This window comes from Acidithrix ferrooxidans (assembly GCF_000949295.1).
Lineage (GTDB): Bacteria > Actinomycetota > Acidimicrobiia > Acidimicrobiales > Acidimicrobiaceae > Acidithrix > Acidithrix ferrooxidans.
Map to the genome: position 1 here is coordinate 1 of NZ_JXYS01000010.1, position 21,518 is coordinate 21,518.

Sequence of the window (21,518 nt, forward strand, 5' to 3'; positions counted from 1 at the left end):
CTCCTTATGGGCATCGTCAATTACGTAGCTGAAAGCTTCTCCTCGTCTATGGCGTGCTATTTCGCTAACATATCCGCCGGCTTTATCTTGAGCTACGATGACTATCTCGTCTAAAACGCTGCGAACATAGACGACTTCGCGACGATATTTCGCTGGTACTGAGTAACCGCAGTGGTTGAATCTAACGATGGGCATATTTGGCTCTACCTTGCGCATCACTCCATAAGCTGCGAGATAGGGAACTTTAGGAAGGCCATGAAAGGTCATGGCCTCGGATTTGAGTACTACTGATGGAATCTTGCCTGAGGTTGAGTGAACAACAGAATTGATAGAAGTTGTATAGGCGGCACATGCAGCTTCAAGTTCAGCAACGTCTGTGTAGCTTTGAACCAAGTTGGTATCTTTTGGACAGATATCCTCTTTTGCGACCCTTACTGCAGCTTCTACTCCACCTTTTGATGCTGGATCGTAAACAACGCAAGTTTGAATACTAAAACCATACGCACTAGCGAAAGAGACCATCTTTGGGTTGATGACAGCCACCCCTGCGATATGTTTTACAGCAGCAGTCTTGGCATTGTCAGTAAGTACGTAGGCTGGTACTCCTCCAATGTATCTAAAACAATAATCAAGAGCCATAATCACATTTGGAAGCGACTGATCCGGAATTGGCTTTACAATCCTCACCTTAGAGAAGGGTAGGTAGAAGTGAAAGAGCGTGGTCTTTTTCCCGTCAATCACGGGACCATCGGAAAAGTCATACTGTGCCCATTTTCCGATCTCACTGATCCAAGGCCAATAGATTCTTATCGTAGCTTTCCTCCAGGCGACCTTAGCTTTAGCAACCGCTCTTCTAGTGCTTCGCATTGAACCGCTATAGCCAAGTGCTACAAGCCTGAGGTGAATTTGATTAGCCCGGACCCTAGCCTTGGATCTGTCAACGGCTTCTTCGATTACGGCTACATACTTATCAGTAGCCTTGGGGCGCCTCTCGTAATTACCCTGTCGGATAAGTTGCCCGGCACTTCGCGCCTGAACAAACTTCTTAACAGTGTTTGGAGAACAGCCAACGTACTTAGCTGCTCCGTTATACGATCCAAAAAGATCGTAAGCCTCGATGATATCCATGGATTCTTTGCTATCCTTCACTTCAGGGCCCTTTCTCGGCTTATTGGATGTTGTTCAAACCCAATCATGCCGCAGACAAGGGCCTCCATTCTTCTTTTTTCCCTAAAAGTGATAGCCAGAAGACCATGGTGTCAACAACTCTTGGATCGATTAGATCTAAAAGCGGTTGATCACGCTATGCGTTCATCTCGTATGCAATTTTCGTGGCCATAATCATTCATTCCGAATGGCCATATTCATGCATTTTCTAATGGCCGTTGACAACTCAATATGAGCATTGTCGTTAGATACCCGAGGCCGTGACCTTGATATATTTACATCTAGCTCGTATAAGTACTCAACTAGTGACCACCCCTTCATGGGTGATCCATTGTCACTATGGATCACCTTCGGGACCATATTCTCTCTAGCTATCGCTCGCTTTACAACTCTCTTTAGCTGCTCAGAGCTCTCGGATTCGTATACTTCCCATCCGACTATCTTCCTCGAATAAAGGTCGATGATCACATAGGCGTAGTAATAGATACCCCTAGCTGGTCCATTTAGCCAGGTGATATCAAGTGTCCAGATGTCACCTGGTTTTACTGCTGTGTGCACTGGTCTAGCTCTCTTCTTCGGCGGTTTCGTCCTGCTCCTGCGCTTGTTTAGATTGCTATCGGCTAGTACTCGATAGAAGGTCCTCTCAGATGCAATGTATCTGCCCTGATCAGCGAGCTTTGGAACTATTTGGGCAGGGGTAAGAGAGGAGAACTTACTCGAAGTACATACTTCGATGATCTCATGTCTCTCTTCCTCCGATAGTGCGTTAGAGCGACGTTTGTGTACAGCTCCTCGCCGGCGATCTGTAGCACCAGATTCCCATCGCCTAAATGTACGAGTGGATATCTTCAAAACTTCACAGGCTTTGTAACATCTAGCACCTGCATCTACTGCTTCATTGATTAGAGCTACAGCTTGAGCTCGAACGTTGTAATCTAGATACAGAGGGGAGAGACTAGACGTCCCCTTCTTCCCCCGTGGATCATAACAAGCTCTGTCTCTCGTACTTTTTTTTGAAGAACCAATAGAGCAGCAGCTTCTGCTAGCGCCTTTTCTTTCCGTCGAAGTTCAGCTTCAATTCGTACTCTAGCTTTACGTTCTTTATCAAGTTCCGCCTGGTGAGCCCTATTAGCAGCACTCTTGTTGTCAAAGGCTGACTCTAGGGTGTTGCGCCACTCCTCCAGGTCTACTGCTAGAACTCCATTTGATCTCAACCAAGAACCGAGTTCGTGCTCATTCATCGACGACGTTTCGATGACTGCCTTGATCTTATCGATTGATTCGCTTGAGTTGATGACTCTGGCTTTACGTTCCGAGTTCCACTGGTAGACAACGTTTGCATTGATACCGTGATCTTTTGCGATCCTTGCAATAGCGCCAGCTTTCGCTGGCTCTGAGTTATCGGAGCCTGCCAAGGAAGTTGTCACTTTCGCACCATCTAAGCTACCTCCTTTCGTCTCCCTTTTGGTCCATCTCCAACCGACTTATTCGTAGGAATAATAGGTACCTCTGATACTGGATCCCAGTCTCTGCATTTGCCCGAGATCCACCGTCCTGGTTTGGATTTGCGAGCTCCCTCGTAGAGCTCGCGCCGTCTATTTAGTAGCTCGATATGCTCTCCGCTGTGTGCCTGTTGTGGGGTTACGAATTTGATGCCAGAGTGCTGATGGTCGTTGTTGTAGTGATCAACGAAGTCACTCATCCACTTACGCGATTCTTCAATTGTCGCAAATCCTCCGTAGGGATAGCTTGGAAAGTACTTCACGGTCTTGAAGAGTGATTCGATATGAGCGTTGTCATTTGACACCCGAGGCCTTGACCTCGATATATTTACATCTAGCTCATATAAGTACTCAACTAGTGACCAGCCCTTCATGGGTGATCCATTGTCACTATGGATAACTTTCGGAGCCATATTCTCTCTAGCTATAGCTCGCTTTACAACTCTCTTTAGCTGCTCAGAGCTTTCGGATTCGTATACTTCCCATCCGACTATCTTCCTCGAATAAAGGTCGATGATCACATAGGCGTAGTAATAGATACCCCTAGCTGGTCCATTTAGCCAAGTAATATCAAGGGTCCAGATGTCTCCTGGTTTCCTTGCTATATGGACTGGTCTAGACCTCTTCTTCGGTGGTTTCGTCCTGCTCGTGTGCTTGTTTAGATTGCTATCGGCTAGTACTCGATAGAAGGTCCTCTCAGATGCAATGTATCTGCCTTGATCAGCCGAGCTTTGGAACTATTTGGGCAGGGGTAAGAGACGAGAACTTACTCGAAGTACATACTTCGATGATCTCATGTCTCTCTTCCTCCGATAGTGCATTAGAGCGACGTTTGTGTACAGCTCCTCGCCGGCGATCTGTAGCACCAGATTCCCATCTCCGAAATGTACGAGTTGATATCTTCAAAACTTCACAGGCTTTGTAACATCTAGCACCTGCATCTACTGCTTCATTGATTAGAGCTACAGCTTGAGCTCGATCTGAGGGAGAGACTAAACGTCCCCTTCTTCCCCCCAGATCTCTCGTACTTTTTTTTGAAGAACCAATAGGGCAGCAGCTTCTGCTAGTGCCTTTTCTTTTCTAGCTAGTTCAGCTTCAATACGCACTCTGGCTTTGCGCTCTTTATCAAGTTCCGCCTGGTGAGCCCTATTAGCAGCACTCTTGTTGTCAAGAGCTGACTCTAGGGTGTTGCGCCACTCCTCTAGGTCTTCTGCTAGAACTCCATTTGCCCTCAGCCATGAACCGAGTTCGTGCTCATTCATCGCGGCTGTGTCAACAACTGCTTTAATCTTGTTGATCTTATCGCTGGCTGAACTTGCACTAATCTTGCGCTCTGAGTTCCACTGGTAGACAACGTTTGCATTGATTTCGTTATCCCTTGCAATCTTGGCGATGGCACCAGGTGTAGCATCTCCTGAATTGTCGAGCTCATATAGAGCTGCAACTACTTTATTCTTTAGTTCTTTGGGGTACCTTTTCATGACCATTCCATCTTCGCCCTCTTATAAACAAAAATCAAGCTAGGGTGACAACAATCTTGGCAGAGAGGGTTATCGAGCTCATATAGAGCCGCTACTACTTTATTCTTTAGTTCCGCAGGATACCTTTTCATGTCAATTCCATCTTCGCCCTCTTAGAAACAAAAATCAAGCTAGGTGACAACACTCTTGGCAGAGAGGGCAACCCTCGGAGAGCAAAGAAGACTTCCGGTGAGACTACACCGGACATCGTTGAAGAGAATCTTCGTCTCCGCAAGGAGATAAGAGCAAGCTCGTAAATGGAAAAAGAAATAGTGACTCTCTGTTTTCGGCCTTCTGGATAAAGGACACAGACGGGAACTAGGGTGCTTCTATCATAGATATCCAGAAGGCCGATTTTCCAATCAATGTGCTCTGTAGGGTCTTAGCTGTATCGCGTTTATGCCTATTACCGCTGGTCGGTGAGGAGGAAGTACCTCGAAGAGCTAAATAGCGCTCGTGCGCAGCTCAAGGAAAGGCTCCTTGAGGCATTTGTAGCTAACCGTAGGATCTACGGAGCACCGAGATTGACTCATGAGCTCAGAGATAGCGGTATTAACGTCTCAAGAGCGACCGTAAGTCGCCTGATGGCAGATTTATCCATTAGTGGGGCTTGTGGAAGAGCTAAGACGATCACTACTAGGCCAGATAGACACGCCAGGAAGAGTTCTGATTTGGTTCAGCGCAACTTTTCCATCGCCGAGACAGACAAACTATGGGTTAGTGACCTGACCTACATCGGCACAAGAGAAGGCTGGTTGTATCTGGTATGCATCATGGACGCGATTCAAGTAAGGATCCTTGGGTATTCGATGAGTGATTCAATGGACACCCAGATGTTCATCGATTGCCTCGATAAAGCAAGATCTGCCAGGGGAAAGGTATTGATGTCAGATACCATTTTTCGCATCGACCATGGATCTTAGGTACTCAAAGTAACGAGTTCAGGGAGATGCTACGACTCTCTCAGTTCTTATAAGTCGATGGGGAGCGTTGGGGATTCACCGTTAACCGGCTAATCGTGAGGCTCCATTCCCGCGAATCAATTTGCCTCGATTAGCAGGTTAACAGGGCATTATCCGGGCTCGAATCGGAGGTTCGAGCGCACTAATGTACCCATTAGCCGGATAATCCTACGATAACGCTATGGCTGAGGCGCTTTTGCGCCTCATTGAAGAAGGAGCTCGTATATCGAATAAGTCTTCGACACCAGAGAGGAGGCAAGAATAGAGATCTTCGACTGGATCCAATGGTACAACCGGAAGAGGAGACATTCAAGTATTGGTGACATTTCGCCAATTGATTTTGAAAAGTCAGCTATGGTGAAAGCTGCATAGATAAGCAGAGTTCCGTGTCGCGTTTGGTGAGTAATTCCACTTGCCTACTTTAGCAAGTTGGGAAAAAGCACCTCTTAGTGTATTTGGATCTGAAAGGAGTGTCCTTATTTTTCTGATAACAGCTTCTTTTTGATCCTTTGGATAAAGTATCATCATTCGCCGGAGTTCTCGCCCTATGGGGTTGTACATATTTTACTTGAGCAGATGCCAACCATCCTTACACCTAGGGGCTAGCGATACTCTGGAGCAGATTCGAAAGCTATAGTCACTCGCGGCAGAGAACCAGATGGTCATCGCACCAGGCCACGATCCAACGGTATGGCCAACTATTGAAGAGGGTCTATCTAGGGTATTGAAGTAGGGATATCACAAAAGTTATAGATTGGAACGGCTAAGCAGCCAATTTCTTTTTTGCCAAATCGCAGTGATACTCTCTCGCATGTATGGATAGTTTTCACCTCATCGCTATCAATTTCGATAGAGTAACTTGTAAAAAGGGATCGGTGAGCACCTCTCTACTCCGCCGTTTCAATCTCCGTCAAGTTTACTGAATGATCATGAAGGGCATTGATCGAGATCTGCTTATCCTCAATTAGCGAGCGAATCCATCTCTCGGATTCGGTTACATGGATCGTGGATGCTGCGGAAGCCAAGGTAGGGTTCCGGTCAGCCAGCGCATCTACGATCCTTCGATGCTGTTCCAGTGTAAACGACTGTACGCCACCGATATAAATTCCCCTCCAGATACGTGCCCGGATTGCTTTATTTGACAGCCCTCGCATCAGGGCACACAAAGTCATATTTCCAGTAACCGCCATAATTTGTTCATGAAATTCGTAGTCGAGAACGATGAGATCTTCCACATTGCTTGCTTCGTACATAAGATCAAGGCTTCGACGCAGCTGCTCAACTTGCTCATCGTTTATCTTTAACGCCGCATGCGCGGTTGCAACTGGTTCAAAAAGGCGTCTTACTTCGAATATTTCGAGCAGAGTATCGCTCTTGGCCAAATCGACAACAAGTCCAAATCCACTCATCAAAACTTCTGGCCCCAGGTCTGAAACGTAGGTTCCGCTTCCCTTGCGTACTTCAAGAACCTTCAAGTGGACTAAGGCGCTAGTGGCCTCCCTCAACGAACTCCTAGAAAGGCCAAACTTAGCCGCTAGTTCAGTCTCCGAAGGAAGACGCTGACCTGACGCAAACTCACCGTTTGCTATCAAATCCATAATTCTTTCTATCGTCTGTACAGATAAGCTCATTTAGATGTCTCTCCGAAGGGCTTTTGGCATTCACTTTGCAGCGAAATATCGACACTCGGATCGATACGATAGTCTCGGGCAACCTCGCTGAAAGCCGTCACCTTCGAACGTTAATTATATTTTCATCGACTTGGCTAACACCATCACTAAAGACGCGAAAGCCGAAACGCATTTTTCAACTCGTTATCGTCCAAGAACTATAACCGTAGCTGCAGCAGAGTCATTTCGCAAATATCCCCCGGCATTTTCAGCCAATCCAATTCTTGCACCAATTACCTGCCTGTCACCGCAGCGTCCCCTTAACTGATCCGAAAGTTCCACGAGCTGAGCACAGCCAGTTGCACCGATCGGATGGCCCCTCGCAATCAGACCACCGCTTGGATTGACTGGGATCTTTCCTCCGATGGTCGTATCTCCCGCTCGCAACATGCGCAGGGCTCCTCCCTCATCAGCTAGACCTAATTCTTCAATTGTGATGAGCTCGGCGGGGGCTGCTCCATCGTGAACCTCAACGACATCGATATCAGCAGGGGATACACCTGCCTTCTCATACGCTTTGGTGGCGGCACGACGTGCCACCGTAGGCGTCTCTTCAGCTCTCTCTTGTCCAGAGAGAAGGACACTCGCCAAAACTCTAACTCTGGAGTCAGTCCTTCGAGATTTTGCAAATTCGGAACCGGTTACGACTAGAGCTGCTGCGCCGTTACTAATCGAAGAGCACATAAGGAGTGTCAATGGACCGGTAATAACGCGACTTGCCAAAACCTCTTCAACCGTTGTGCTCTTTTGAAATTGAGCACTGGGGTTACTCAATGCGTGACGCCTGTTTTTTACTACTACCTCTGCGAAGTCGTCCTCGGTAGCGCCGTAACGACTCATGTACTCCTTTGCCATCGATGCATATACATCCATAAAATACGAACGATCAATCGATGCCTTGTCACTTTCAATTGGTGGTGGCCACTCCAAGTCGATCGCTGTGCCAATGGCGGCAAATGATGTAGCTTTATCGAGATGTGTCATCTTCTCAGCGCCAACGACGAGAATAACTTCGTAGGCGCCGGAATCTATCAACTTATCTGCCAGAAAGAAGGCTGAACTACCCGAGGCACATGCATTTTCAGTGTTGATAATAGGCTTACCAAGGAGGCTGCTTCTCTTGAGACTTGCCTGTCCTCGGATCATCTCTTGGCCTGTAATTAGTCCACCGACTGCATTTGAGAATATGACAGCGTCAACTTCGTTGGTGTCAATCTCTGCATCTGCCAGGGAAGCTTCAATCACTTGAGAGCACATCTGTTCCAACGAACGATCCTCTTTGGTGAATCGAGTCATCGAAGTACCGATGATGTAGTTAGAGCCAGCCATTTCGACCTTCAATGCTCAGCAGATGGACGAGAATTGACCTATGCAACGATATTTGAAGGCACGAGTGATCACTCGCGCCTTCAAATCCGAAAGTTCGGACTACTGACCTCACGGCGAGCAAGTCATTCCTCCATCGATCACCATGACGGAGCCGTTGCAGTACGTCGCTTCATCGGATGCGAGGAAGAGAATTCCATTTGCAATCTCTTCAGGTTTGCCCATCCGCCCCGATGGATTCCATTGGAACCTATAGTCTTCACCATTTAGGTAGTCGATGTACTCTTCCACCATCGGCGTCTCGATATATCCCGGACAAACGACGTTAGAACGAATGTTGTCCTTAGCATAGGCCGTAGCTAGTGAGCGGGTGAGATTTATTATTGCCCCTTTAGCAGTGGTATATGCGTGCGCATCTGGATTTCCTACGATACCAAGCACGCTCGAGACGTTGACGATCGCTCCGCCACCACGCTTGCGAATCTCTGGAATCGCGCGCCTCGTGCAATTTACAACCGAGTCCAGGTTGATCGCCATAACGTGGCTCCACTCCTCAACCGAACTCTCATCGATAGCAAGCATGCTATTCGGACGTACTTCTCTATATGAGTAGCCAACTCCTGCACAATTTACTAGGATATCAAGACCTCCGTAGGTCGAGATCGCAGTGTCGATCGAGGCCGCCGAACCCGCATCTTGCGATAAATCAGTAGCCACTGTGACTATCGTGCCACCGTTCTTCTCTATTACTTTCTTCAGGTCGGCGAGCTTAGATTCACTCCTTCCAACCCCAACGACTTTGGCCCCCTCTGCAGCAAAGCGTTCAGCGGCTGATCGGCCAATGCCACTACTTGCCCCCGTGACAACAGCGATCTTGCCCTCTAGTCTCCCCGTCATATATCCCCCTTCAATTCGAACATGTTCGATTCTGCATATGGCTTAATGTCCCATCTTTCGTAATGGCTTGACGAGACCACATGCCATATGTAGAATGAGAAAATAGTAGTCATCCTACAACTTGCTGTCAAGACAAATTGACTACGAAGGGGGAGTTGAATGGGTTTCGATACTTCGGATGTACGTCGAATACTTGAGGCATTTGAAGCTTCTAACTGGGAATACATACACCTAAGTACTTCGGATTTCGAGATTAAAATTAGTTCAAAATCAGGTACGATCGACGAAAGAGAGGAGATCGTATTCGAACGAGAAGTAACAAAGTCATCGGACAGCTTGGGTGAAAGAGCTACGATTGGCAATGACGCCGAAGCCGAATCAATTCCAGCTGAATTACAAATCTCCCAGAGAAACTTGAACAGAGATCACAGTGCGTCAGATCTGGTTCGAATCACGGCGCCGACTGTAGGGATCTTTTGGGCTTCACCCAGTCCCGGAGCACCCCCCTTCGCAAAGGTAGGGCAGCTTCTAGAGCCGGATAGCACAGTAGCGATCGTTGAAGTTATGAAGCTGATGAACCACATTAAAGCAGGCGTTTCAGGAAGGGTAGTCGAGACAGTTGCACAAAATGGAAAGGCAGTGGAGGCAGGAGACGTTCTCTTCCTAATCGAAGTCGAAAGCGACGATCTCTCACGGGGCACAAATTGATTTCGAAGGTTTTAGTTGCAAATCGGGGAGAGATCGCGGTACGCATCATCCGTGCCTGCTTTGACGAAGGATTGATAAGTGTTGCTGCACTATCCGAAGCAGATCTCGACAGCATGCCAGCACGGTTAGCAGATGAGGTAATTTGCATAGGTGAACCGAGCGCGAATGCGAGTTACCTCTCCGTTGGAACCCAAATCTCTGCCGCGATACTAGCTAAGTGTGACGCCATCCACCCCGGATATGGATTTCTCTCTGAACAACCGGCGCTAGCTGAGGAGGCGAATCGATGGGGAATCACCTTCGTTGGTCCGAGTGCCGATGCCATTCGACGCGGCGGGGACAAGGTAGCAGCACGAGAGCTTGCCCGTTCCCTAGGAGTTGCCGTGGCTTCGGGTTCCGACGCAGTCTCTTCAGTAGATGAAGCTGAAAATATTGCCAAGGAGCTCGGATATCCTCTGCTGCTGAAGGCAGCTGGAGGCGGCGGGGGGAAGGGGATGCGCCAAATCCACAACTTGGATGAATTACGAGCCGGATTCGAACAAGCATCCAATGAAGCACGCGCCGCCTTTGGCGATGACAGGATTTACATAGAGCGTTACGTCGAGAATGCACGCCACATCGAAGTGCAGATTATGGCAGATCGCTTCGGTAAGGTAGTCCACCTCGGTGATCGAGACTGCTCCTGCCAGCGTAGATTTCAGAAGTTGGTCGAAGAGGCGCCGGCAACGATCATAAGCGAAACTGTTCGACGAGAGTTAGCCGAAGCTGCGATATCGCTGTTATCAGCCCTCGATTACGTTGGAGCAGGTACGGTCGAATTCCTCTATGATCTCGACCGCGAGTCGTACTTCTTTCTAGAGGTAAATACCCGCGTTCAAGTGGAGCATCCTGTAACAGAGATGGTTACCGAGATCGACATTGTAAGGGAGCAACTTCGGGTTGCAGGAGGGGCACCCCTTTCCTTCTCCCAATCTGATGTAAAGATCTCGGGCCACGCTATCGAATGTCGAGTCAACGCAGAGTCGGCCCTAAACGGATTTACTGCATCGCCTGGTTTGATCACCTCATGGACGGCGCCGATGGGAAGCGGTGTGAGGGTAGACACTCACTGCTACAGCGGATATAGAGTCTCCCCCTACTACGACTCGATGCTAGGAAAGCTAATCTGCCACGGCAATACCCGATCAGAGGCGATAACCAAGCTTCTTAGGTCCCTAACACACTTCGAAATTGAGGGAGTGGCTACGACTATCGACCTGCACCGCTCGATTATATCCTCTAGAGAGTTTGGAGAAAATCAGTTCACCACCGTTTGGCTAGAAAGAGCATTTCTACCCAGATTTTTAGCTGCTAATTCTGGGTCGAACTTCGACCCCCTAGGAAAATAGGAACTTTAATGAGCCATATCGAATTCGTTGATCAGACTTTAAGGGACGGCCAACAGAGCCTTTGGGGTATGCGAATGCGCACCGGAATGGTAGCGGAAGTAGCTGGATTGATCGACAAGGCCGGTTTTAGGACCGTAGATGTAACGGGTAGCTCGATGTTTGAATGCATGATCCGCTACTCCAGAGAGGATCCTTGGGAAGGGTTAGATCTTTGGCGGAGTTGGATGCCAAACTCTAAACTACGTGCTGGTTCAAGGTCAAACTGTATCGCAAAATTCGGCCTGACACCCGATTCGCTGATGGACCTTTGGATTCAGACTTTAGTCAAGCACGGCATCAATTCATTTTGGATCTACGACTGCCTCTTCAATATGGACAAGATGGAGAGGTTATGCAAAGTGGTATCGGATGCCGGGGCCGAAGTCGTCCCATCGGTCATGTATGGCATCAGTCCAGTGCACACCGATGAATTCTTTGCAGAGAGGGTCGCCGAGATGGTGTCTTGGGGCTTTGTGGACTCAGTGTACGTAGAAGATGCTCCAGGAATTCTAACCCCCGAACGAGCGACTACCCTTTTTCCAGCTTTAGTAAAAGCTGCTAGCGGCACACCTCTCGAGATGCATTGCCACAATACCGTCGGAGTTGCGCCAAGAAATTACATTGAAGCAATTGCAGCAGGAATCAATATCCTCCACACGGCCTCTCGGCCACTCGCAAATGGTCCATCACTTCCGTCAACTGAATCCATGGTTGCAAATCTAGATTGGCTAGGCCACACCCATGGAATCAACGAAGAGCTCCTTGAGCCTATTGCCGCACACTTCGCTCGTGTAGCACAGCAAGAGGGGCATCCAATTGGCCACGTTAACGAGTACTCCGTCTTCAACTACAAGCACCAATTACCAGGTGGGATGACTGGAACCCTCAAAGCCCAACTTGCTCAGTACAACATGGCGGACCGACTCGATGAGGTACTTGAAGAGGTAGTTCAATGCCGAGAGGACTTGGGCCATCCAATTTCAGCTACTCCATTTTCACAATTGATGGGAATTCAAGCAGTACTAAACGTAGTGACAGGGGAACGCTACTCGATAGTGCCCGACGAGGTAATTATTTACGTCCTTGGCCACCTTGGTAAGGCACCAGCACCATTCAATGAGGAGGTCAAGGATCGAATCTTGGATTCGACTCGGGGAAGAGAGATGCAGGATTGGGAGCCTCCCCAACCCTCTATTAAAGAGTTAAAGCGAGAATACGGCGATGAAAAGATCTCTGATGAGGAGCTTCTTATGCGATACCTAGCACCTGCAGATGATCTTGAAGCAACCAGGTCAAAGGGTCCTGTTCCTCGCAACTACATATTCAACGAGACATCCTCCCTGAAGGATCTTGTCGAAGATATGTTGGCAATGAAGAGGCCTAAATACCTTCGAGTGAGCAAGGAGGATTGGACTATCACGTTGCGACGATAGAGCTTTACAGTTACAAAACACTTATAACAAGCCTAAACAAGACGAATATCGAGGGGGAATATCGATGGGTCAACCAAATACAAACGACTCAAAGTGGGGGAAGAAGGCGATGACGCCGACTGTGGAGTTCTACCACAATCGCATCCGCGAGCTAGTAGCCGAAAGGTTTGCATCGTCAGGCAAACCATGGAACGATGCCGTGGTAGATCCAAATCTTGAATTTACAAAGGCCGACTTTGAAAAGATCGAGGCCGAGCTACTCGCAACTGGGTACCGATTTGAGATGTCAGCTCAAATATCGCAACAAGAAGAGCCCGATAAGTACAAGTCGCTGGTCGGAGTTCAAGATTCCGGAAACCGCGAAAGGGACGAAGAGGGGCGAGAGGTCGTAGGAACCGGGGACAACGTCTTCAACGCTAAAGCCAACGTCATTGGTACGGCACGAATGATCTCCAACGTCGAGATCGTCATGGAGATGCTCATAAATGGCGTACCCGATGGAACTATCGCCATCATCGACGACTCAGGTGGCACTCTAACAGCGCCAATACTAGAGGGCTTTGCTGGTGTCGTATGCATGGGGGGAACCGTGCGATCACACCTTGGAATCTTGACCCGAGAATACGGGGTTCCTTGCCTGATGGCCGCCGAACTCGACGGTCTAAACGATGGCGACACCATAGAGGTTGAATTTGCTCGGCAAGGGGAACAGGCAAATGGAGGCGACAGCAACTCACGCCGTCGCATCTGGAAGATTGAAGAAATAGGGGGAAAATAATGCCTACAAAGAATCACAGCTATGCCGAGTTGCTCGAGCTCAACTCATGGATCAGAAAGTGCAGCGACACCTTCTTTTGGCTTTGTACCACGCGTACTGTTCAAGAGTCAAAGCTATTTCCAGTCAATCCCTATATCGCCCTCTCCTATTTAAATGCATGGTATCGCTACCCACAACTTCTGCGAAAGCTAGAAGAGCACATGTCTGCAGAAGATATTGGTGATAGAGCTCGAGAGGTAACGACCTACGCCAACGCTATTGCAAATGGAATCATCCCTCAATTCTATCTAGGCGGGCGACAGATCCTCATTGACATGGGGATGATTAGTCCTACGGACGCCCTCGACGACGTTGCGTACGTTCTGGACTTTTCTCGAAGACTAAACCTCTCCTATCACAGAAACCATGCCCACATCCTCGCTAGCGATGCAAACCAGAGAATGCAACTTTTACCTGAGCGTGTAGTACAAGTCTTCGAAGCAGATGCTTTTCCTGTAAAGCCGGGCGACCGCCTACATACGGCGGTAGTAAAGTTCCTAGCTCAGATCTCTCAATATGCGTTTCTCTCGCATGCAGAGTGTCGCCTAGGTATCCACAACTCTGGCCCCTATATGGTCGGTGAAAACTCGGAGATGCTGGTAAGGGATTTTGTAGACCTCGCGGAGGGAGATCTACCGTGGCTCGATGGGGTCGCCTCTGCTGTCTCCTATAACAACCTGACAATTCCAGTAATCCTGAAGGACACCCACTTTCATATCGTCGACGACTGGGCATCATTTGAAGCAACTCCAGCTTACGACCACGCCAATATGGCCGCAGTGGGCGTCTACACCTCTGACTATCTTTCGGGGGGATACCTGCCAGTAGCAATGGACAGTCCCGATACCTTGGCTGAATTCCTTGAGAATGAACGAGAAGTCCTTCGAAAGGCCACCTCTGACCTTTGGAAGGTCATGGCAACATGGAGTAGAGATCAATTGATCGACGCCGGTCTACTCGTCTACTACAACGTTCCAAAGGACCTATTCCACATAGCAGGCATCTATGAACAGGAAGATTGGTTCACAGTCGAGGAGAGGGCTCAACGCTTCAAGCCTCTTATGAACGACGAATATGGCAGGGATCTTATCGCAGAGCTAGTTGGATATATCTCCCTTTCATCTCAGCAAGGGAACGAGTACGTGATGAGTAAGTACTCGATGGCGAGGGGCGATATGTGGTCAACCATTCCATATTCAGTACTTAGTGATGATGAATTTACCACTTCAGTCGGACAAATCAGAGGGGGAAGTACCTCGCTACCGGCAAAGGCTGGCCTTTATACGACCACAAAGGGCAAGTTGACGCAGGAGCAGGCGAATGCTGAGGCTAAGAAACTCGACTGTCTAGTATTCGAGGATAAGTACCGCTTTCTAGATGACGAGTGGATGAAGTTGCATCCAAACGATCCGAGGGCCCAGGAACTGTATCTTTATTCGCAGAGAAACTCTCGAACCCTAAAGGGTAAGGGGGCCTCGCTTCTTAGGGGGGACTTTATCTCGCCGGAGGATAAGTAGTAGTCAAGTACGAAAGGCTCTAGATGGAAATTGGAGATCTAATACGTCAGGCGGCTCGTCGGCACGGCGATGCGCCCGCCATAGAGTGTGAGGAAAGGGTCTTAAGCTTCAACCAGTTCAACGACGCTACCGACCGGCTTGGAAACTCCCTTCTCAAATTGGGTCTTTTGCCTGGCGACCGGGTGGGAGTCCTTCTTCCAAATGGGATCGAAGGACTCATCGTCTACTACGCGCTAGCTAAATCTGGACTCGTAAGAGTCTCGCTAAATCACAGGGACTCCCATCAAGATCACCTTCACCGTATCGCTGACTCTGAAGCGAGGGCCATGATTTCGGAGGATGCTTCTAGCTTTCCAGTTGAAGTATCGATCGACCTTGAACAACTCGAACAATTGATCTCGGATGGGTCGCCAATCGCCTGTGACGTGGGGCGTTCTGCTCAAGCACCCTATCGAATTGGCTACACCGGAGGTACTACTGGTCCACCGAAGGGCGTAGTACTTACGATGGCAAATGAATACGCTGAGATAACCAACTATCTCATTGATCTCATTCCTGGAATCGGAACGGGAGATGTGATGGTGCACGCAGCACCCGTTACCCATGCGAGTGGATCGTTCTTTCTCCCACACTTAATTCGTGGCGCTAAAAACATCATCCTTTCCAAATTCGAGCCGTCTCGTTACTTAGAGGCGCTCGAGCAGATAGGAGCAACCAGCACATTTTTGGTACCGACGATGATATCGATGGTCTTAGAAGAGCCCAATATAAATGACTTGGACTTTTCAAAGCTTAAAAGACTCTGCTACGGTGCTTCCCCAATCGCGCCCTCTGTGGTTGAAAGGGCGGAGGCGGCATTTGGTAAGATCTTGACGCAAACGTATGGCCAGTCCGAGGCGCCAATGACCCTAACTCTACTCAGGCCAGAAGAGCACCATCGCGTCGGCTCGGCTGGGGAGCCCTACTCCATGGTAGAAGTTCGAGTCTTCGACGAAGAGGACAAGGAACTCCCCATCGGGGCCGAAGGAGAGATAGTTGCTAGGGGCCAGATCGTAATGAGTGGCTACTGGAAGCGCGCAAATGAAACCGAAGAAACTCTTCGGGGAGGGTGGTTGCACACCGGCGACATCGGTCGAATTGACCAAGACGGCTTTGTCTACCTTCTCGATCGCCGCCACGACATAATCATTAGCGGTGGTTTTAACGTCTACCCCCGTGAGGTGGAGGATGCACTTCAGTCTCATCCGATGGTGAAGGAGGCTGCCGTAGTCGGTGTAGCAGACGCCAAATGGGGCGAGGCGGTTAAGGCAGTGGTTTCGGTTCGGGGCGATACGAGCGAAGAGGAGCTACTTAGCTTCGTTCGTGAAAGGGTAGCTAGGTACAAGTGCCCACGCTACGTGGAGATCTGGGAGGACCTCCCCAAAAGCTCCGCAGGAAAGATCCTCCGTAAAGAGGTAAGAGGCCGCTTGAAGGCCGCAGAGGTCCAAGAAAATTAGATGAAATAACCGGGGGTATATATGGACGTCGATCTTCTATCTTTGCATGGGTTGGGAGTCAAAAAGGCTGGGGGGATCGAAGAGATCGCCAAGATCATGGGGCTAACCTCCAATCAAGTCGAGTCGGCCTTCAAAACGGCACAGGCCGAAGGATTGATCGTTGGGGCACGAGGAAACTTTATGTTGACGCCCTCAGGCCATCAACATTTGAACGAGAGCTATGCCGTTGTCTTCAAGGATCTTCGCGAAAACGAAGCCCTTAATAAGTCGTACGAGAGGTTCGAGGTTATCAACAAGAGGCTGCTCGCGCTATTTACGGCTTGGCAAAGTGTCACTAAGGCTGGAACCTCGGTTCCCAACGATCACAGCGACTTCGAATACGACAACCGAATATTCGACGATCTAGGTGGTATTCACGAACGTTCACAACCAATTATTGCCGCCTTCTCTAAAGAAGTTCCCCGCTTCGCCCTTTATGAAGAGCGACTAAGCGACGCATATGACAAAGTACTTAGCGGTCAAAGCGAATACGTCAGCGGCGTTCGCATAGACAGCTACCACACAATCTGGTTTGAACTACACGAAGACCTTCTCCGCCTCCTAGGTCGAACCCGAGAGGAGAACTAACTATGCCTTTGGCTGAAAATCCAATCGTTCTCGATGGTAGCGTCGAGCTTTCAAAGAATGACATAGGGGGAAAGGCGTGGAGTATCGCTCACATGGCTGCCCTAGGAATACGAGTACCACCGGCATTCGTCCTACCAACTTCTACTTGTTGGGCATATCTAAATGGAGGAATGACGCTCTCTGAAGATTCCAAACGCGCGCTTCGAGAGGGGATTGCGTACTTAGAGGAATCTCTGCATAGAACCTTTGGCCTAGGACCTAGCCCCCTATTGGTTTCAGTAAGGTCAGGCGCACCGGTCTCCATGCCGGGGATGATGGATACAGTTCTAAACCTAGGAATCGACCAAGTAGTTGAAGACAAACTTGCCGTAGAATTTGCAGACGAGGCCTTCGCACGAGAGGTTCATTGCCGCTTCATCGAATCCTATGGAAGGATCGTTCTAAAAGCTGAGGTCGAGCGCACTCAACAGTCATCCCCTAAGGAGCTAACGGAGCAGATCGCTAACCAGGTGGATCTTCAGGTACCCACCGATCCATGGGAACAACTCTTTGGAGCAGTAGCTGCGGTCTTTGAATCATGGCAATCACCGCGAGCGCGCACCTATCGCCGCCATTGGTCGATCTCAGATGAACTTGGAACCGCTGTAACAATACAGGCGATGGTCTTTGGAAATCGTGATGAAGCCTCTGGTACAGGTGTGATCTTTAGCCGAAACCCGATGACTGGCGAGGGTGCGCCGTTTGGAGAGTACCTCAGTAGAGGCCAAGGAGAGGAGGTGGTCTCGGGTGAGCGCACTCCACAAAACCTTTCACGACTAGCCGAGCAGATTCCCGAAGTTTGCCGCGAACTTCTAGCTACTGCATCCAAATTGGAAAAGGACGCGCGCGATATCCAAGACATTGAATTCACGGTTGAGTCAGGGACTCTCTACTTTTTGCAATCACGAGTAGCTAAGCGCTCGCCCCGTGCTGCAGTTAAGTGTGCAGTCGAGATGGCTGAGGCTGGATGGATAACCCGCGAAGAGGCACTTTCAAGGGTCAGCGCCGACCAAGTGAAGATACTTCTACGGCCCTACTTAACCGAAGAGTACCTCGTGAATGCACAAATCGTAGCCCAAGGCCAACCCTCCTGTCCAGGAATTGCCCAAGGCATAGGGGTAACCGGAGCCGATGAAGCGGTCGCAAGGGTGGGTGATGGCGAAGCCGTGGTACTCCTCGCGCACAACACTAGCCCGCAGGATCTACATGGCATGATCGTCTCGTCTGGAATATGCACTGAAGTTGGCGGATCAACGAGCCACGCCGCGGTGGTCTCAAGGCAACTCGGTCGTCCCTGCATCGTCGGATGCGGTAACGAAGAGCTCTCAGCCCTTGAGGGTAAGTTCATAACCGTAGATGGGTTCAACGGAGTTATTTACGTGGGTGTAGATTGGCTCCCTAAGGCAAAGATTGACGAGGACCCTGACTTAAGTACCTTGCTTGCGTGGGCTCGCGAAGTCGCGCCTATCAAAGTGTCTACGCCAGATGTCACTACGAATTTTTTAGATCTAGACCTTCAAGGGATAACTGAGTTAGACCAGGTCGTATCCTACGTCGACGATCGACGTCAGGTGAGAAGCACTCTTTTTGAGACACTCGAAGGTATCGAGGCGGCGATGAATATCGAAGGCATCGAGATAGTCACCGAACAACCCTTGGTGGCTCTTTTGATGGCTATGGAAGTAGCAAATAAAAGGAGCTCACAGAGATGAGGATAACGCCACCAATAGGTCTTCGATTATGACGAGAGCGGCGGTCGTTGACGTAGTCCGCACCCCATTTGCTAAAGGTCGAGAAAGTGGCTCCTTGGCGGGCGTACATCCCGTAGATCTTCTAGCAAGGTGCCTAACTGCGATCGTCGAGCGCAGCGGAATCGCTGCAGAATATATCGACGATGTGATTATTGGGTGCTCTTTACCGGTCGCCGAGCAGTCTGGCAATATCGCTCGGAATGCAGTACTTGCAGCGGGCTATCCCGAGACCGTTCCCGCAGTCTCAATCGACCGCAAGTGCGGTTCGTTCCAACAATCTATGCACTTTGCGGCCCAAGGGATTATATCTGGGGCATATGACGTCGCAGTTGCCGGTGGGGTTGAGGTAATGGGGCTCGTACCGATGAAGGCTAATCGAATGGGAAAGGATGAAAAAGGTCCAAGCTTTCACAGACGCTATCCCGCTGGACTCATTTCGCAGGGCGTCTCAGCAGAGCTCATCGCTTCTCGATACAATATTTTGCGGCAGCAGCTAGACGAGTACTCCCTGCGGTCACATCAATTGGCAGATGGCGCCATGAAAACTACCTCCAAGATTGCATCGATGGTTGCAATTGAAAACTCCGGACGAATAGTCGAGAGTGACGACGGAATTCGTCCCAATTCAACTTTTGAGGCCCTATCGTCGCTTCGGCCCGCCTTCTACTCACACGAAATGGCCGAGCGCTTCCCCGAGATCGAAGAGTGGAGGATCACAGCGGGAAACTCCTCTCAGATCTCCGATGGGGCTGGGGCTGGGCTAATAGTAAGCGAAGACTTTGCAAGGGAAAATGGCTTGAGTATAAAAGGGTATCTCTCGAACTTTTCCGTGGTAGGCGATGATCCAATCATGATGCTAACAGGAGTAATTCCGGCTACTCGGAAACTGCTCGAGCGGAGTGGTTTAGAGATAATGGATATCGACCTTTTTGAGGTAAACGAGGCCTTCGCCTCGGTGGTGTTAGCGTACGCCAAGGAGTTAGAGGTGCCCCTGGATCGCCTAAATGTAAGTGGCGGTGCTATCGCCTATGGCCACCCAGTTGGAGCTTCGGGAGTCCGCCTCTTCACTCAGATCTTCGATGATTTGGCTCAACGCGGTGGGGGGAGGGGAGTTGTCACCATGTGCGAAAGCGGAGGGATGGCAAATGCCACTCTAGTTGAGGTAACTGACGGATGATAATTTTGAACGAAAAGGAGTACGAGTAATGCTTGAAGGAGCTTTCAACTTTCGAGATTTGGGCGGAATAAAGACAGCAGATGGGGCACAGATCGCCTACGGCAAGCTCTTTAGAAGCGACAGCTTGCAAGAACTAACTGCGAGCGACGTAGAGGTTGTAAGTAACGAGCTTAAGGTAAGGTGCATCGTAGATCTTCGCTCGACGCGAGAGGCTGTTACCGAAGGTAGGGGACTGTTAGGCCGTATTCCACTCTGCTACATTAATCTTCCACTCATAGACGTAGATAGCCCACATGGAGATCCGGGGGAACTAACTGTAAATCAGTACCTTGATCATCTCGAGACCGATGAGAACCTCGTCCTTGCCATTAACCTACTTGGATCATTAGTCCAACTTCCAACTGTCGTTCACTGTGCAGCAGGTAAAGACAGAACAGGAGTCCTAGTCGCCCTAGTTCTCCTCCTACTTGGAGTTCCACAGGAAGCTGTAGCGCACGATTACCTAAGAACCACCGAGAATATGGACCGTATCGTTGAACGCTTTAAGAAATGGCCGCGATATGCCCACAACATGGAGACTCTTCCCCCAGAAATATATAGTTGTGAACCCAAAACCATAGAGATATTCTTTCGTGAACTTAACTCTCGATACGGTGGAGCTGAAAAGTGGGCTGAGCAAAAGGGAGTCTCCTCTGACGCAATCGAGCAGCTGAAGATAAATCTTTTGGGGTAGAGCACAAAATAGCCATCGAAGCAGCGATCGATTCCGATATCAACCACGAACAAGAGAGAGATAAAGGTAAACAATTTAAATTCAGCCGGAAAAGCTATTTGGCCTCAGGTTTTGCACAAAGGTATTACTTATCGTTAAACAGGCGACCGAGCACTTTCGACAATCAATAGCAAAAACTTCGGATCTCAAAGGGAACCACCCTAATACGGCACCGGGTCTCATATCTGTAGCTTACCCAAGGTATTACGGATCTGCCAAGAGCCTAGGTCGAGACAAAGGTCCAATTTCAAAAGAATGCAAACCGAGCCAATCGTCTTTTCACATCACTTCGCATTCAATTCGTCCAAGTACTCACGTAAAGAAATACCTGCGATCTTATGCACCTAACGGGGTCCTGTCAGTAGATTCTTCACCTCAAATCACAGAGCCGATTAGATCCATCGCACTTGGTGTGGAAGTTCGGTGTTAATCGAAAGTACGGAAGTCACCCTCTCACGCTGCTTTCGTCAGATCAGCTGATGACGACAAAGACGATAGACAAGGCGCGCGAAGATAGGAAGCATTAAGGGTTGAAGTTCAGACTTCAATAATTCCCCAAGAATAGATAGTCAACGAAAAAAGATGTCCTACATCTGTACTGACTCATAGGTTCAACTTTTGGGTAATTGCGACCTTCGATTTATAGAGATGCCTAATAAAAAAATGACACAAGGGCACTTAACACCATTTCAAGATGTCTATTCGCCGAT

The 21,518-nt window shown here is 49.2% G+C and carries 19 protein-coding genes and 2 pseudogenes; 12 read left to right on the forward strand and 9 right to left on the reverse strand.

The window, feature by feature from the left end:
* The 6 genes and pseudogenes from istA to AXFE_RS21790 form a co-directional block, all read right to left on the reverse strand.
* Positions 1-1,149, reverse strand: a 1,149-nt coding sequence (gene istA / locus AXFE_RS02070) for an IS21 family transposase (RefSeq protein WP_152625806.1), incomplete at its 3' end; no start/stop codon positions are given.
* A 192-nt stretch (positions 1,150-1,341) separates the two neighbouring features.
* Positions 1,342-2,019, reverse strand: coding sequence for an IS3 family transposase (locus AXFE_RS02075; protein WP_052604240.1), 678 nt, complete (start codon positions 2,017-2,019; stop codon positions 1,342-1,344).
* Positions 2,020-2,102: 83 nt separating this feature from the next.
* Positions 2,103-2,594 carry a hypothetical protein gene (locus tag AXFE_RS02080; RefSeq protein ID WP_052604241.1) on the reverse strand — a complete coding sequence of 164 codons (492 nt, stop codon included), beginning with the start codon at positions 2,592-2,594 and terminating at the stop codon, positions 2,103-2,105.
* An 11-nt stretch (positions 2,595-2,605) separates the two neighbouring features.
* Positions 2,606-3,376 carry a DDE-type integrase/transposase/recombinase gene (locus AXFE_RS02085; RefSeq protein ID WP_082058403.1) on the reverse strand — a complete coding sequence of 257 codons (771 nt, stop codon included), beginning with the start codon at positions 3,374-3,376 and terminating at the stop codon, positions 2,606-2,608.
* A gap of 13 nt (positions 3,377-3,389) precedes the next feature.
* Entirely contained in the window at positions 3,390-3,575 is a 186-nt protein-coding gene (locus tag AXFE_RS18970; RefSeq protein WP_152625807.1) for a hypothetical protein, read from the reverse strand.
* Positions 3,576-3,581: 6 nt separating this feature from the next.
* A pseudogene (locus tag AXFE_RS21790) lies at positions 3,582-3,766 on the reverse strand (IS3 family transposase); the annotation flags it as partial.
* 842 nt (positions 3,767-4,608) lie between these two features.
* Between AXFE_RS21790 and AXFE_RS02095 the strand changes: the two are divergent.
* Both AXFE_RS02095 and AXFE_RS21240 read left to right on the forward strand, forming a co-directional pair.
* Positions 4,609-5,112, forward strand: a complete 504-nt coding sequence (locus tag AXFE_RS02095; protein WP_052604244.1) for an IS3 family transposase — start codon at positions 4,609-4,611, stop codon at positions 5,110-5,112.
* 282 nt (positions 5,113-5,394) lie between these two features.
* Positions 5,395-5,523, forward strand: a pseudogene (locus AXFE_RS21240) (IS3 family transposase); the annotation flags it as partial.
* A 515-nt stretch (positions 5,524-6,038) separates the two neighbouring features.
* Here the strand turns inward: AXFE_RS21240 and AXFE_RS02100 are convergent.
* The 3 genes from AXFE_RS02100 to AXFE_RS02110 form a co-directional block, all read right to left on the reverse strand.
* Positions 6,039-6,782, reverse strand: a complete 744-nt coding sequence (locus AXFE_RS02100; RefSeq protein ID WP_082058404.1) for a FadR/GntR family transcriptional regulator — start codon at positions 6,780-6,782, stop codon at positions 6,039-6,041.
* A 183-nt stretch (positions 6,783-6,965) separates the two neighbouring features.
* Positions 6,966-8,150, reverse strand: a complete 1,185-nt coding sequence (locus tag AXFE_RS02105) for a thiolase family protein (RefSeq protein WP_052604246.1) — start codon at positions 8,148-8,150, stop codon at positions 6,966-6,968.
* Positions 8,151-8,258: 108 nt separating this feature from the next.
* Positions 8,259-9,044 carry an SDR family NAD(P)-dependent oxidoreductase gene (locus tag AXFE_RS02110; RefSeq protein ID WP_052604247.1) on the reverse strand — a complete coding sequence of 262 codons (786 nt, stop codon included), beginning with the start codon at positions 9,042-9,044 and terminating at the stop codon, positions 8,259-8,261.
* 159 nt (positions 9,045-9,203) lie between these two features.
* Here AXFE_RS02110 and AXFE_RS02115 point away from each other — a divergent pair, with 159 nt between their 5' ends.
* The 10 genes from AXFE_RS02115 to AXFE_RS02160 all read left to right on the forward strand — a co-directional run bounded on the left by AXFE_RS02115 (position 9,204) and on the right by AXFE_RS02160 (position 20,769).
* Positions 9,204-9,752: a biotin/lipoyl-containing protein gene (locus tag AXFE_RS02115; protein ID WP_052604248.1), complete on the forward strand. Its 549-nt coding sequence runs from the start codon at positions 9,204-9,206 to the stop codon at positions 9,750-9,752.
* A complete protein-coding gene (locus tag AXFE_RS02120) occupies positions 9,749-11,140 on the forward strand; it encodes an acetyl-CoA carboxylase biotin carboxylase subunit (RefSeq protein WP_052604249.1) in 1,392 nt (463 codons plus the stop codon). The genes AXFE_RS02115 and AXFE_RS02120 overlap by 4 nt, the downstream gene beginning before the upstream one ends.
* Before the next feature lie 8 nt (positions 11,141-11,148).
* Positions 11,149-12,612, forward strand: coding sequence for a carboxyl transferase (locus AXFE_RS02125; RefSeq protein WP_052604250.1), 1,464 nt, complete (start codon positions 11,149-11,151; stop codon positions 12,610-12,612).
* Positions 12,613-12,676: 64 nt separating this feature from the next.
* A complete protein-coding gene (locus AXFE_RS02130) occupies positions 12,677-13,390 on the forward strand; it encodes a PEP-utilizing enzyme (RefSeq protein WP_052604251.1) in 714 nt (237 codons plus the stop codon).
* The gene (locus AXFE_RS02135) at positions 13,390-14,946 is read left to right on the forward strand and encodes a hypothetical protein (RefSeq protein WP_052604252.1); all 1,557 of its coding nucleotides are present in this window, start codon (positions 13,390-13,392) and stop codon (positions 14,944-14,946) included. The genes AXFE_RS02130 and AXFE_RS02135 overlap by 1 nt, the downstream gene beginning before the upstream one ends.
* A gap of 23 nt (positions 14,947-14,969) precedes the next feature.
* Positions 14,970-16,442, forward strand: a complete 1,473-nt coding sequence (locus tag AXFE_RS02140) for a class I adenylate-forming enzyme family protein (protein ID WP_052604253.1) — start codon at positions 14,970-14,972, stop codon at positions 16,440-16,442.
* A 21-nt stretch (positions 16,443-16,463) separates the two neighbouring features.
* Entirely contained in the window at positions 16,464-17,069 is a 606-nt protein-coding gene (locus AXFE_RS02145) for a hypothetical protein (protein WP_052604254.1), read from the forward strand.
* A 2-nt stretch (positions 17,070-17,071) separates the two neighbouring features.
* Complete coding sequence (locus tag AXFE_RS02150; RefSeq protein ID WP_052604255.1) at positions 17,072-18,820, forward strand: pyruvate, phosphate dikinase; 1,749 nt, start codon at positions 17,072-17,074, stop codon at positions 18,818-18,820.
* A gap of 28 nt (positions 18,821-18,848) precedes the next feature.
* Positions 18,849-20,036 carry a thiolase family protein gene (locus tag AXFE_RS02155; RefSeq protein WP_052604256.1) on the forward strand — a complete coding sequence of 396 codons (1,188 nt, stop codon included), beginning with the start codon at positions 18,849-18,851 and terminating at the stop codon, positions 20,034-20,036.
* Between the two features lie 28 nt (positions 20,037-20,064).
* Complete coding sequence (locus AXFE_RS02160; RefSeq protein WP_052604257.1) at positions 20,065-20,769, forward strand: tyrosine-protein phosphatase; 705 nt, start codon at positions 20,065-20,067, stop codon at positions 20,767-20,769.
* Positions 20,770-21,518 lie beyond the last annotated feature (749 nt).